The 14,079-nt window shown below is 45.9% G+C and carries 11 protein-coding genes; 6 read left to right on the forward strand and 5 right to left on the reverse strand.

Features of this window, described 5'->3' with window-relative positions:
- Positions 1 to 103 precede the first annotated feature (103 nt).
- Together ACTXGF_RS18565 and ACTXGF_RS18570 are read right to left on the reverse strand one after the other, a co-directional pair.
- Entirely contained in the window at positions 104 to 1,918 is a 1,815-nt protein-coding gene (locus ACTXGF_RS18565) for an FMN-binding glutamate synthase family protein (protein ID WP_443533753.1), read from the reverse strand.
- Between the two features lie 163 nt (positions 1,919 to 2,081).
- The gene (locus tag ACTXGF_RS18570; RefSeq protein WP_443533751.1) at positions 2,082 to 2,909 is read right to left on the reverse strand and encodes an IclR family transcriptional regulator; all 828 of its coding nucleotides are present in this window, start codon (positions 2,907 to 2,909) and stop codon (positions 2,082 to 2,084) included.
- Positions 2,910 to 3,085: 176 nt separating this feature from the next.
- Here ACTXGF_RS18570 and ACTXGF_RS18575 point away from each other — a divergent pair, with 176 nt between their 5' ends.
- A complete protein-coding gene (locus ACTXGF_RS18575; protein ID WP_443533749.1) occupies positions 3,086 to 4,270 on the forward strand; it encodes an acyl-CoA dehydrogenase in 1,185 nt (394 codons plus the stop codon).
- Positions 4,271 to 4,467: 197 nt separating this feature from the next.
- Complete coding sequence (locus tag ACTXGF_RS18580) at positions 4,468 to 5,676, forward strand: CaiB/BaiF CoA transferase family protein (protein ID WP_443534043.1); 1,209 nt, start codon at positions 4,468 to 4,470, stop codon at positions 5,674 to 5,676.
- Positions 5,677 to 5,716: 40 nt separating this feature from the next.
- Here ACTXGF_RS18580 and ACTXGF_RS18585 read toward each other — a convergent pair whose 3' ends face one another.
- A complete protein-coding gene (locus tag ACTXGF_RS18585; RefSeq protein ID WP_443533747.1) occupies positions 5,717 to 6,487 on the reverse strand; it encodes an IclR family transcriptional regulator in 771 nt (256 codons plus the stop codon).
- Positions 6,488 to 6,707: 220 nt separating this feature from the next.
- Between ACTXGF_RS18585 and ACTXGF_RS18590 the strand changes: the two genes are divergently transcribed.
- The 4 genes from ACTXGF_RS18590 (at position 6,708) to ACTXGF_RS18605 (ending at position 11,398) form a co-directional block, all read left to right on the forward strand.
- The gene (locus ACTXGF_RS18590; protein ID WP_156410706.1) at positions 6,708 to 8,171 is read left to right on the forward strand and encodes an NAD-dependent succinate-semialdehyde dehydrogenase; all 1,464 of its coding nucleotides are present in this window, start codon (positions 6,708 to 6,710) and stop codon (positions 8,169 to 8,171) included.
- A 201-nt stretch (positions 8,172 to 8,372) separates the two neighbouring features.
- On the forward strand, positions 8,373 to 9,632 hold the full coding sequence (gene gabT / locus ACTXGF_RS18595) for a 4-aminobutyrate--2-oxoglutarate transaminase (protein WP_443533745.1): 1,260 nt from the start codon (positions 8,373 to 8,375) through the stop codon (positions 9,630 to 9,632).
- 114 nt (positions 9,633 to 9,746) lie between these two features.
- Entirely contained in the window at positions 9,747 to 9,896 is a 150-nt protein-coding gene (locus tag ACTXGF_RS18600) for a hypothetical protein (RefSeq protein ID WP_394123721.1), read from the forward strand.
- Between the two features lie 59 nt (positions 9,897 to 9,955).
- Positions 9,956 to 11,398 (forward strand): APC family permease, encoded by a 1,443-nt coding sequence (locus tag ACTXGF_RS18605; protein ID WP_101205684.1) that lies wholly within the window; start codon positions 9,956 to 9,958, stop codon positions 11,396 to 11,398.
- Positions 11,399 to 11,476: 78 nt separating this feature from the next.
- On the opposite strand, the gene ACTXGF_RS18610 is transcribed toward ACTXGF_RS18605, so the two are convergent.
- Together ACTXGF_RS18610 and aguA are read right to left on the reverse strand one after the other, a co-directional pair.
- Positions 11,477 to 12,850, reverse strand: a complete 1,374-nt coding sequence (locus ACTXGF_RS18610) for an NAD-dependent succinate-semialdehyde dehydrogenase (protein WP_443533743.1) — start codon at positions 12,848 to 12,850, stop codon at positions 11,477 to 11,479.
- 97 nt (positions 12,851 to 12,947) lie between these two features.
- Positions 12,948 to 14,063 carry an agmatine deiminase gene (gene aguA / locus ACTXGF_RS18615; protein WP_443533741.1) on the reverse strand — a complete coding sequence of 372 codons (1,116 nt, stop codon included), beginning with the start codon at positions 14,061 to 14,063 and terminating at the stop codon, positions 12,948 to 12,950.
- Positions 14,064 to 14,079: the final 16 nt, after the last annotated feature.

A 14,079-nucleotide genomic window follows, 5' to 3' on the forward strand; every position in this document is an offset into this window, starting at 1 on the left:
ATCACGCGTCTTTTAATGTACAAATTATTTAAGTTTGGTGGCTATCTACTGCTTAATTACACCTTCATTACTATAGTTTAAGTACAACAATTCAGGCGCTTATTCAATCGCTAGTAGGCGGGAAGTCACGGATTGTATTGTTCACATTCCCAATTAATCGTCCACCATCGGTGAGGTTGGTCAAAGGCTCAGAATTATACCCAGCGCTGTGTTCTGTTGGCGCGCCAGTTTCTTTGCCCTTATCGCGTGAGTCTTTGTTATAAGCAATGAGTGCGTCATTATTGGCTAAGAAGCTATCAGGGCTTGCCATGACCCACATCTGGTTAAATACGTCGGCACGGGCGCTATGATCTAGCAGTGCGCCTTTATCAGCAAAATAGAAAAACTTGGATAACAGCTTAATCTGCCCATCATCTAGACGGCGTGCGATATGATACGGCTGTAATTGGCTAGGATGCTGTAAACCGACCGCGCCTACGATACTGGCAAGCGATTTTAGCGTGTTTTTGTGGAAACTTGCAACACGCTCAGCTTTACTAGGGACGTCGAGCGCCTTTTGACGATATGGATCTTGAGTTGCCACACCCGTCGGGCAAGTGTTGGTATGACAAGAGCGCGACTGAATGCAGCCGACCGCAAACATAAAGCCACGTGCCGAGTTGCACCAATCTGCACCTAGCGCAATCATGCGCGCAATATCAAAGCCTGATACAATTTTGCCGCTGACGCCAAGCTTAATTTTGTCACGAATACCTGCACCAACTAAGGTATTATGTACCAGCAAAAACCCTTCTACCATTGGCATGCCAACGTTGTCCATAAACTCGACGGGCGCTGCACCTGTGCCGCCTTCTGCACCATCGATAACGATAAAATCAGGATAGTTATCCGTCTCTATCATCGCTTTAACAATCGCCATAAACTGCCATGGCTGACCAATACATAGCTTAAAGCCAACTGGCTTGCCGCCTGATAAATCACGTAGCTGCTGCCAAAAGGCAACCAGCTCGCGTGGTGTGCTAAATGCGGTATGCGAAGAGGGCGAGATACAATCTTGACCCGTCGGCACTTGACGAGTATCTGCAATCTCTTGGGTGATTTTGCTAGAGGGAAGGACGCCACCTTTACCAGGCTTGGCACCCTGTGAAAGCTTGATTTCAATCATTTTAACTTGAGGATCGACGGCTTTTTCAGCAAAAGACTGTGGATCAAAGTTACCATCATTATCACGGCAACCAAAGTAGCCTGTACCCAATTCCCAAATCAAATCACCACCGAACTTACGATGATAAGGGCTGATCGCGCCTTCGCCCGTGTCATGGGTAAAACCGCCGAGTTTTGCGCCTTGATTAAGTGCCATGATAGCGTTCGCTGACAGACTGCCAAAGCTCATCGCAGAGATATTAAATACTGACATATCGTGTGGCTGCTGACAACGCTCACCGCCGACCATGATACGGAAGTCTTTGTTCTCTAGTGGTGCACTGATGGTGGATTGCAAAAACCACTCTTTACCATGAGTATATAAATTATCTAGCGTACCAAAGGCGTTGGTGTCACTGACGTTCTTAGCACGTTGATAGACTAGCGCACGCTGCTGACGTGAGAACGGTACTTGTTCTTTATCGTCCTCGAGCAAGTACTGGCGAATCTCAGGACGGAAATCTTCCAACACATAGCGAATATGTCCAGCGACAGGGTAGTTGCTCAATATCGCGTGCTTGGACTGAATTAAATCATAAATACCAAGCGCCACAGCCAAACCACCGATTACAATCAGCCACCAACTTACCAATAATAAACCCGCCAATAGAATTAAAATCGCCGCGCCAAACGTACTATAGCGAAGTAATAATCCGATAAAATACGGCGAGCTGGTTTTTGGTTCAGGGTTTAGATTGGTACGAGATTCAGGCATAGCGAGGCTCAATAGTAATGATTGATATAGATAAGATGCTTACATTTGTCGCGTACATCATACACGCATGATGTCATTACGTCGGTATCAATGGGTAACAGGGTTGCAGACGGTATCTTAATTAATCCAGCCTAAACCTTGATTTTATTCGTTTTAATATGCTCTATGTACCACCACCAATCCGCTCCGCCAACGCCTGCAATTTCGGCACTATCATCGCAGCATACTCATCCGCTTCCCAGTTGGCACTTGGCACACTGGCATTCAGCGAATACGCGTATTGCCCCGTGGCGACATCATATACCCCAACCGCGACTGCCAATATGTCAGTAGAAAACTCTCCATCAGACACGGTATAGCCGTATTTTTCATAATGCTCTGCTGCGCTAGCTATGGCATCTTGTGCATGGTTGAATTCCTCAACAGATAAATTCTCTTTTAGATTGCTAATGATGACAGCCTGTCTCGCTTGCGTACTTACCGTATAAAAAGCACGTCCGATAGCAGTGCGTGCGACAGGTACAGCGGAGCCAACCTGTAAGTTGACCGATAGACGAGCAGGACTACGACAGCATGCGTGATAACGCATTTCTCCTTCGACTTCGGTCGCTAGATTCACCGATACTTCATTTTCGCTAGCAAACTGTCGCAGTAAAGGCTCAGCCGCTGCTACCATATCGTGGCGACTCCATGCGGTCGCACTGAGACGTACAGCACTACTGCCCAATTGATACTGTCCATGCTCAGTGACACGTAAAAAACCGAGCATGGTCAAAGTATGAATCAGGCGAGTAATGGTTGCTTTCGGTAGTTCGGTCATTTGACATAGCTGTTGATGGGTGAGCCGCTCATTATGCTCAAAAGCCGCCAGTATGATCAGTCCCCGTCCCAATGCCGTCACAAACTGTCGGTCATTCTCTTCCTTGTTTTGACTCATTGTTGCATGCATGCGTTCGAGTAGCGGAGTAGCTGTTGATAAGGGTTTTGTCATTTTATACTCATATTTTTTTGATAAAGGTTTACAGCGCAGCGAAAGTTTGGTTAAATGGTTTTAAATTATGAAACTAAGTTTCGCACAGCGGAATAACGAAGTCAATGACTTGTTAGACCAAATGATGTATCAATCACTATTCTTCAGTCAGGATGACTGATACTAAGGAGATCCATATGGCAACATCTACTAGCCCACGCTTTGATTGGGAAGATCCTTTTTTACTACGTGATCAGCTCACTGAAGAAGAGCGCATGGTCACCGACAGCGCGCGTCAGTTTTTTCAAAAAGAGCTGATGCCTGGCATTATCGAGGCCAATCGCAACGAGAATTTTGATCGTAATATCATGCGTCAAATGGGTGAAATGGGTCTGCTTGGTGTCACGATTGAGGGCTATGGTTGTGCAGGTCTATCAAGTGTCGCCTATGGTCTGATTGCCAAGGAAGTGGAAGCCGTTGATTCGGGCTACCGTTCAGCGATGAGCGTACAATCAAGCTTGGTTATGCATCCTATTTGGGCGTACGGTACTGAAGAGCAAAGAGAGCGTTATTTGCCTAAGCTTGCTTCGGGTGAGTATGTTGGCTGCTTTGGTTTGACTGAACCAGACTCAGGATCTGATCCTTCGTCGATGTCTACTCGTGCGCGTGCTGTAGATGGCGGTTATGAGCTGACGGGTAATAAAATGTGGATCACCAACAGTCCTATCGCAGACGTATTTGTCGTCTGGGCAAAAGATGACGCTGGCGAGATTCGCGGTTTTGTTTTAGAAAAAGGTATGAAAGGGTTATCTGCACCGAAAATCGAAGGCAAGTTTTCACTACGTGCATCAGTCACTGGTGAGATTGTCATGGACAAAGTATTCGTCCCTGAAGCCAATGCTTTCCCAGATATCCGTGGTCTAAAAGGGCCATTTGGTTGCTTAAATAAGGCTCGTTATGGTATCGCTTGGGGTTCGATGGGAGCGGCTGAATTCTGCTGGAAAGCCGCCCGTCAATACACGCTTGATCGTAAGCAGTTTGGTCGTCCATTGGCCGCGACACAGCTCGTGCAGTTGAAGCTGGCCAATATGCAGACAGAAATCACATTAGGATTGCAAGCCGCGCTACGGGTTGGTCGTTTGATGGATGAAGACAACGCAGCGCCTGAAATGATATCACTTATTAAGCGTAACAACTGTGGCAAGGCGCTTGATATCGCTCGTATCGCTCGTGATATGCATGGCGGCAACGGTATCTCTGATGAGTTCCATATCATCCGTCACGTGATGAACTTGGAAGCCGTCAATACTTACGAGGGTACACATGATATTCATGCGCTTATCCTAGGCCGTGCACAGACAGGCATTCAAGCGTTCTTCTAAGCGTTTTTAGCTAATAATTTTTAGTAAAACTGTATTTTATGACGTACGTTACTGCTTGGCTTTTTATCAAAAGAGCATTAACAGTAGCGTACGTTTTTCAGTTGTTCTTCATGATTTAGCTATTTAAACGCTAAATCATGAAGAACAATTTTATGATTAAAAAATATGCGACAGAGTAAGGGAATCTCATGACAGATATGATTGATATGGCTAATATGCCAAAGGGCGCATTGCATGGCATCAAGGTGCTCGATTTATCGAGAGTGCTGGCTGGCCCTTCCTGTACACAAGTACTGGCTGATCTTGGTGCCGAAGTCATCAAGGTCGAGCGTCCGCATATTGGTGATGAAACGCGTCATTGGGCACCGCCAACATTCAGCGATGACACCTCCGCTTATTACGCTACTATTAACCGCAATAAAAAATCGCTGACGGTTGATATCACTACACCGACAGGGCAGACAATCATTAAGCAGCTAATCGCTGAGAGTGATATTTTGGTCGAAAACTTCAAAGTCGGTGGTCTGAAAAAATACGGCTTGGATTATAACAGTCTAAAACAGTCCAATCCGCGGCTGATTTATGCGTCATTGACAGGGTTTGGTCAGACAGGACCAGATGCCAAGCGTCCCGGTTATGATTATATTATCCAAGGGTTGTCAGGTCTGATGAGTATCACGGGTCCTAGTGATGGCGAGCCGCACAAAGTTGGTGTGGCAGTGGTCGATTTGTTTGCAGGTTTGCAGCTAACGATTGGTATCCAAGCGGCACTATTGGCACGTCAAAATACGGGTGTTGGACAACATGTCGATGTGGCATTGCTTGATAGTGCGCTCGCTATGCTGGCCAATGTCGGCATGAATCATTTGGCATCCGATAAGATACCGCCAAGGTTGGGCAATCAGCATCCTAATATCGTGCCGTATCAAGTGTTTGCTGGCGAGGGCGAGCAGCACTTTATTTTAGCTTGCGGCAATGACAGCCAGTTTGCCAAACTTTGCACCGTGCTCGCAGTCGATTGGCATACCGATGAGCGCTTTGCGACCAATCCACAACGCGTTGCCAACCGCGAACTGCTGTGTGGTGACCTGACTAAGCAATTTGCCAAGCAGCCACGTACTTATTGGCTAGATGTTTTAGATCAAGCAGGTATTCCATGCGGCGCGATTCATAACGTGGCTGAAGCCCTGGCCATGCCGCAAGCGCAAGCAAGGAATATGGTTGTTAATTTCACCGAGCAAGGCAGTCCAGTACGCGCACTTGGTAACCCTATCAAGTTATCCGCATCACCAGTCAGCTATCGCACGCCGCCACCGCAGTTAAGCGAGCATACTGATAGTACACTTGCTAAACTGGGCTATGACAGCGAGATGATCGCAAAGCTAAAAGCCGATGGAATTGTTTAGATTATATGTTTTAGACCTGCACTGGTATTTAATCCTAACACTACCTTTCAGCGTTAGGATTAAAGCCTAAATGCTGTTCAATTTGCTCCGCCAATTCAATCAATACCGCACTGACCTCAGCCCGTTTAGATTCATACTCTCCTTGCAAAAAACTCACCGCCATACCAGCGACCGCATTGCCTGACGCATTACGGATATAAGTGCCCAAGCAGTACATCCCATCTCGTAGTTGACCGTCATCGAGCGATACTCGGCTTTCTTGTATCGCCGCAAGCTCAGTTGCCAAATCGGTAAAATTCTCGACCCCATGCTGGGTCATCGGCATCGGAAAAGTATCTTTATATAATGATTTGATACTGTCCATCGACAACGTGGATAGCATGGCTTTGCCTGTCGCAGAAAATACGGCAGGTACGCGAACGCCTGCTCGAAAAGTAAATCCAAGCGGCGCAGGGGACTCATGACAAGCCAAAAATACCACTTCGCCCAAATCAAGTTTTGACAAGGTAACTGTGTGCTGAAGAAGTACCGGATACTGCACAATCAAATCTTTAAACAACTGCACCACGCCTTGCTGCTGCTCATACTTGCCTGCCCAATACATCAAATATGAACCCAAATAGAAACGGCTTTCAGGGTCTTTATAAATGACATGTTTGGACAATAGACTCTGCAAAATGTTGTGAGTGGAGCTACGCGGTAGCCCAAGCTCTTTTGCGATATGAGCTGCTGTCAGAGGCTGTGAGCTATCGGTAATCAAGTCCAAAATCTGAAACGTTTTGTCTAGCGCAGGCACGGCAGTCGAGCTCATAAATAACCTATAAAGTGAAATAAAAGAAAGGGATACAAGATAATTTTTAAAATAATGAGATTAAGGGTTGCAAATCGCGTCATATCGTTCTTATAATGACGTCTCGTATATAGAATACGTGTTCAGTATATTGAACAAATAATGAATTATCAATAATTATTTACGACTTACCATTGTATCCATTCTTATAAATACACCCTATATGACAAGGAGCGTCAACATGTCACACGCGCTGCAGTTATCAAATCCAGATTTACTCAAACAATCTTGCTTCATCAAAGACGGCTGGCATGCTGCTAGTGATGAAGCTGTACTTGATGTCAACAACCCTTTTAATGGCGAGCTCATTGGTACTGTACCAAGTCTCACCACAGAAGATGTCAACGAAGCCGTTGCTTATGCTCATGATGTCCAAGCAGACTGGGCAGCAAAAACAGCCAAAGAGCGTGCAGAGTTATTGCAAAAATGGGCTGATCTAATCGATGCCAATAAAGAAGATTTGGCCATCATTATGACCGCTGAGCAAGGCAAGCCGCTGACTGAATCACGTGGTGAAGTAGGTTATGCCAACAGCTTTATCCGCTGGTTTGCTGAAGAAGGCAAACGCGTCTATGGTGATGTGATTCCTGCTAATAGCACACAGCTACGTCATGTCGTTCTTAAGCAGCCGGTTGGTGTTTGTGCCGCTATTACGCCTTGGAACTTTCCAGCTGCGATGATCACGCGCAAAGTTGCTCCTGCACTAGCAGCAGGCTGTACGATTATTGTCAAACCAGCCACCGAGACACCGTATTCGGCATTGGCACTGGGTGTATTGGCAGAACAAGCGGGTATTCCAGCTGGCGTTATTCAGGTTGTAACCGGTAAGTCTTCTGTCATCGGCGACATTCTAACGGGCGATGCACGCATTCATAAACTGTCATTTACAGGTTCTACAGAAGTAGGCCGTACGCTGATGGCACAATGCGCGCCAACTATTAAGAAGCTATCGTTAGAGTTGGGTGGCAATGCGCCATTTATTGTCTTTGATGATGCCGATCTAGAGAAAGCCGCTGCTGGTTTAATCGCTTCTAAATATCGTAATGCTGGCCAGACCTGTGTCTGCGCCAACCGCGTATACGTTCAAGACAGCATTAAAGATAAATTCTTAGATGTCTTTGTCAAAAAAGTCGCTGAATTAAAAGTAGGTAACGGCTTAGAAGAAGGCGTAGATATCGGTCCTCTTATCAACAAAAAAGCGTTAGATAAAGTTCAAGCCTTGCTAAAAGACGCGCTAGATAAAGGTGCAAAACTGGTCACTGGTGGTAGTGTCAATGACGCCTCAGAACTGACTTATAACCCAACGGTTATCACAGATATTAGCAGTGATATGGACATCGCTTCTGAAGAGATCTTTGGACCAATTGCGACCATCTTTACCTTTAAAGACGAAGCAGAAGTGATCCGTGCTGCTAACGATACGATTTATGGCTTGGCCGCTTACTTCTATAGTAGCGACTATGCACGTTCATGGCGCGTTACCGAAGGTCTTGAGTACGGCATCATCGGTCATAATACTGGTTTGATTTCTACAGAAGTTGCCCCGTTTGGCGGTGTGAAGCAGTCTGGCTTTGGCCGTGAAGGTTCAAAATATGGTATCGAAGACTATATCACGACCAAATACTGGTGCTCTGATATCACCTAATAGCCATAACCTAATGAGTTGGCTTAATAACTAGCAAAGTAACAATCAACAAAGCATCAACTAGCAAAAGTTTTTAGATATCTATGGTGTTTTGGGTCAACCAAGCACCATGTGATATCTACTGAGTAAAAAAACAGACATCAAATAAACCGCCGTTCACTAGATGGCACTTATGTTACGAACAAAGAAAAGGACATTCCCATGACTACCAATCAATCATTACTTGAGCGCCGCAAAGCTGTTTTACCAACAGGACTTGGGGTTGCCTTTCCTATCTTTGCAGAAAAAGCAAAGAACTCAGAAATCTGGGACATCGAAGGCAAGCGTTATATCGACTTTGTCGGTGGTATCTCAGTATTGAACACGGGTCATAGCCATCCAAAAATCACCCAACGTGTCCATGAGCAGCTAGACAAATTTACGCACACTGCGGCGCAAATGATTAACTACGAATGCTATGTAGATCTGGCTGAAAAGCTGTGCGAAAAAGCGCCAATCAGCGGCGATACTAAAGCGTTCTTTTTGACCACTGGCGCAGAAGCGGTTGAAAACTGTATCAAGATTGCTCGTGCTAAAACCCGTCGTCCAGGCGTGATTTCTTTTGTTGGTGGCTGGCATGGTCGTACCATGATGTGTATGAGCCTGACAGGTAAAGTATTGCCATACAAAAAGAACTTTGGCCCGATGCCAGGACCAGTATTCCATGCGTTATTCCCTGCAGAAGAGTTGAACGTAACAGAAGCGCAAGCATTACATAGCCTTGATATGATCTTCCAAGCAGACATCGATCCTAGTGAAGTAGCAGCAATGATAATCGAGCCAGTCCAAGGCGAGGGTGGTTTCCATCAGGTAACGCCATCATTTGCCAAAGCGTTGCGCGAGATTTGTGATGAGCATGGCATCGTGCTTATTTTTGACGAAGTACAGTGTGGTTTCGCCAGAACCGGTACCTTGTTTGCAGGTGAGCAGCTAGGTGTTGAGCCTGATTTGATGACAACTGCCAAGAGCTTGGCTGGCGGCTATCCTATATCAGCAGTGGTTGGTCGCGCTGATATCATGGATGCGCCGCAAGTAGGCGGCTTAGGTGGCACTTATTCTGGCAACCCACTTGCTTGTGTGGCGGCGCTTGCTGTTATGGAAGTGATCGAAGAAGAGAACTTACTTGAGCGTAGTGTGGTGATTGGTGACACCATGGCCGCGTTCTTAAAAGGCTTAAACCTAAGCAGTATCGGTCATATCCGTTATAAAGGCGCGATGCTAGCGTTTGAATTGATTGATAGCGAAGGCAAACCTGATGCAGCAGCAGCAGCCAATCTAAAAGCAAAATCTTTTGAGCAAGGCTTGCTATTAGCGTCTTGTGGTATGTATGGCAATGCCATTCGTGTGATGGTGCCATTGACGGTTGAAGATGAAGTGCTACAAGAAGGCCTTGATATCATCAAAGGTATTCTAACGGCATAAGCAATACTGAGTGTCATTTACTTTAGCGATGGATCGTTTTTAACCAAGTACATCTAGTTCAAGTACCGATATTGGTTAAAAGATTGTATGAAAGATAACGGCAAGGTTGCCCTTATGACACTCGCTTTGAGTGAGTTTTTTAACGGCGCCTTGCAAGTCAAGACGCCGTTTTTGTATTTGCTGTTTGAATACTATACCGACGGCAAATACAAGTTTTTCGGCGACGCGACAGACACAACAAACATGATGGGTATGATCCCATGAAACAAAATAGTGTAACTGTAACAGGTTCACACGGATGAAACACAGACAAGGAGTAGGTTATGTCTGAATTAAAAAAGTCGCTAGGGGTGTTCGATATCATTGCACTGGCATTCGGTGCAATGGTCGGTTGGGGCTGGGTTGTACTGGCAGGTAGTTGGATCATCTCGGCAGGTATATGGGGCGCAATTAGCGCCTTTTTGATAGGCGGTCTGGTAGTTGTATTGATTGGTGTGACGTATGCTGAACTTGCGGCCTCTATGCCAATTACTGGTGGTGAGCATACTTATACCCACCGAGCACTAGGGGTTAATGTCTCCTTTATTTGTTCATGGAGTATTTTGTTCGGTTACTTCTCAGTCGTCGCGTTTGAGGCCGTGGCGCTGCCCACCGTCGTCGAATACATTATTCCCAATTATAGCCAAGGGTATCTTTGGAATGTTGCTGGCTGGGATGTTTACGCCACTTGGGTAGGCGTCGGGATGCTCGGTTCAGTGATTGTTACTTGGCTGAACATACGCGGTATGGAAGTCAGCGCGTGGTTCCAAAAAACAGCAGTTGTTGGTATTTTTCTAGTTGGTATATTACTGTTCGTAGGTGCATTACTATTTAGTCCTGAAACTTCTAATACCGTACAAGCGCCTAACTTTATTGGTGGTATGGGTGGCATCATGACGGTGATGGTGATGGTACCGTTCTTATTCGTTGGCTTCGATGTCATTCCCCAAGCTGCAGAAGAAATCAATCTATCTCGTCCGAACATCGGTAAGTTTTTGATTGTCTCTATTATTATTGCCGTGCTGTGGTACGTAGCAGTCGCTTGGAGTGTGGGCAAGACTTTACCGCTATTACAGGCGCAAGACTCAACATTGGCAACGGCTGATGCGATGACCAATGCTTGGAATGGTAAATGGGCTGGTACGTTACTGGTTATTGGCGGTGTGCTAGGTATTTTATCGAGCTGGAATGCGTTTCTTATCGGTGGTAGTCGTCTGCTATATGCTATGGGCAAAACGCATATGTTGCCACAGTTTTTATGCAAGCTGCATCCGAAATATAATACGCCCGTCAATGCGATTTTATTAATCGGTGGTCTCGCGACACTTGCGCCATTATTTGGTCGCAAAATGCTGGTATGGATTGTAGATGCTGGCGGGTTCGGTATTGTTATTGCTTATACTTGTGTGGCTCTTTCATTCTTAGTGCTGCGCTACCGTGAGCCTGATATGGTACGTCCGTTTAGAGTACCAGCAGGTAAATTGGTTGGTATTATCACTATTATCTTGAGTCTTGGTATGTTGGCGCTATATCTACCAGGTATGCCATCAGCACTTGTCGCTATTGAGTGGTGGATTTTCCTTGGCTGGATCGTACTTGGTGGCGTATTGTACGGTTATGCTACGATGAAGAATCCTGGTAAGAGTAAAGACATTATGGATCATGAGCTGCGTGAGCTAAAAACGGCTAACCAGCAATGGCTAAAAGAAAACCCATATAAAAAGTAGAATTACTTTAATTAGCTTTCATAAAAAAGCCTAACGTCAAACGTTAGGCTTTTTTTATTTAACTAAGGTTTTAATCTATTAAGACTTATCACGAATCAGCTTATAGTTTAAGAACTCAGTAATGCCAAGGGTGCCAAGCTCACGGCCAAAGCCTGAGCGTTTGACGCCGCCAAATGGTGTATTGGCCTCAGAACCAGAAGGCGCATTGATAGTGACCATGCCCACTTCTAGTTTGTCTGCAATTTCAGCAGCCAGTGCCGCATCTTGCGTTTGGATAGACGCACCCAAACCGAAAGGTACATCGTTGGCAATCTTGATAGCATGGTCGATATCATTTGCTTTATAGACGACTGCTACAGGACCAAACAGCTCCTCACGATACACATCCATGGATTCAGTCACATCTGTCAGTACTGCAGGCTTAAACCAAGCGCCAGGCTTGTCTTTGTCCATGCCGCCTTCTACCAATACTGTCGCCCCTGCTTGGATAGCGCTGTCTAGCTGCGCTTGTAAGTTGACCGCAGCGGCTTTTGATGACATTGGGCCAATAAACGTATCTTCTTTAAGCGGGTCGGCCAAAGTCATGCTGCTGACTGCATTGGTAAAGCCTTCAACGAATTTGTCGTAGACTGATTCAATGACGATCAAACGCTTGGCTGCATTACAGGCTTGTCCAGTATTACCAAAACGACCAGAGATAGCGCCTTGTATCGCTTGCTCGATATCGGCATCGGCTGCGACGATAAAGGCATCTGAACCGCCCAATTCTAAAACGACTTTTTTGAGTGCGCCGCCAGCTTCTTTTGCAACGGCTTGTCCTGCGCGTTCAGAACCCGTTAGCGAGACACCTTGTACGCGTGTGTCATTAATAATGGTCGCTGATTGCTCATTGGTTGCAAAGATATTGTTATAAACGCCTTCAGGCACGCCTGCATCTTTAAAGATATCGACGATAACTTCTGCGGTGTTTGGACACTGCGGTGCGTGCTTTAGGATAATCGTGTTACCTGCCATAAAGTTTGGCGCGACAAAACGGGCTACTTGGTAATGTGGATAGTTCCACGGCATGATACCTAGTAGCGCGCCTACAGGATGTTTTTCTACCGACGCTGACCCTGAGTCTACATCAATAGTGCTTGGAGCTAGTAGCTGCTCAGCGTTGTCTGCATAGTAGCGGTAGATATCAGCAACCAGACCAATCTCGCCTTTTGCTTGGGCAACAGGTTTACCCATTTCGTTGGCAACGATACGTGATAGCTCGTCTTGGCGCTCAAGATAGATATCAGCGATTTTATGCAGTAATGCACTGCGCTCATTTAACGGCACTTTACGCCAATCTTGATAAGCAGTGTCTGCTTGCTCAATGACTTGTTGGATATCTTGTTCAGTGGCAGTAGGGTAAGTGGCTTCTACTTCACCAGTGGCTGGGTTATTAACTTGATAATCGCTCATATTATGTCCTTTATTTTAAAATATTATTGGGTTCAAAATCCATTTGGGTCTATATTTTTATGCGGGTGCTTTTAATTAAAGCTTTTGATTAATGCTTTTAGTTATTGCCTTTGATTGATGGCTTTGGTTGCTGCTGCGTAATACAGTGAATATTACCGCCACCAAAAACAATCTCTCTTGTTCGTACTCCCACTACCTGATGCTGAGGAAAGACTTTTTCAAGCTGCTCGATGGCGAGTGCATCATTTATATCATCATATTGCGGTACGATGACCGCGTCATTACAAATCAAAAAATTGGCATATGAGGCGATACAAACATCACCCGTTAGGCGAGGTTTGGCGTCATGAGACTGTACAATGTCATAATCGTCGGGCAAGGTCACTGGCTGCTGAGTACAGCACAGCTTATGGACTGTTAGTCGTCTGCCTTTTGCGTCAGTCATATTTGAGAGCTGTTTATAGGCTTTTTGCGTTGCTTCATAGAATGGATTCTCAGGATCATCCGTGAATAAGCAAACGACTTCACCAGGGCGCGCAAAGCAAGCGATATCATCGATGTGACCTGTAGTCTCATCAGGGTCGATACCATCATCAATCCAGAGCACTTTTTGGACATTGAGATAGGCTTTTAGCTTATCCTCGATTTGCTGCTCATTCAGATGTGGATTGCGCCCTGGGCTTAGCAGGCACATATGCGTGGTCAAAACCGTGCCTTCACCATCGACATGAAACGCGCCGCCCTCCATGACAAAGTCATCCGTTCGATAACGCGGAATATCTAGCTGCTCACACAAGCGTTCTGCGAGTTTATCATCGTCATCCCATGGCGAGTAGAGGCCATCATAGTCTCCGCCCCACGCATTGAATGTCCAATCACAAGCGCGTAGCTCGCCTGCGTCATTGATTAAAAATGTCGGCACTGTGTCACGCGCCCACGCATCGTTGCTAGGCATAGAGATAACGTCGATATCATCAGGCAAGCTATCGCGGCACTGCTGATAATCATCAGGATTGACCAGTACGCCAACTTCACAAAACTTGTTAATTGCCAATGCAACATCAGCATAAGCCCTCTTGGCAGGGACCGCTTGTTGTCGCCAGTTATCAGCACGGTATGGCCAGACCATCCATACTTTTTGTATTGGCTCAAACTCTGCTGGCATATAAAAGCCATCTTGCTGCGGGGTTGAGTCTGTCAGTAATATAGACATAAAATCACCTTATCGT

Origin of the sequence: Psychrobacter sp. 1Y6 (genome assembly GCF_052258385.2) — a bacterium.
In the GTDB taxonomy this organism is placed as follows: domain Bacteria; phylum Pseudomonadota; class Gammaproteobacteria; order Pseudomonadales; family Moraxellaceae; genus Psychrobacter.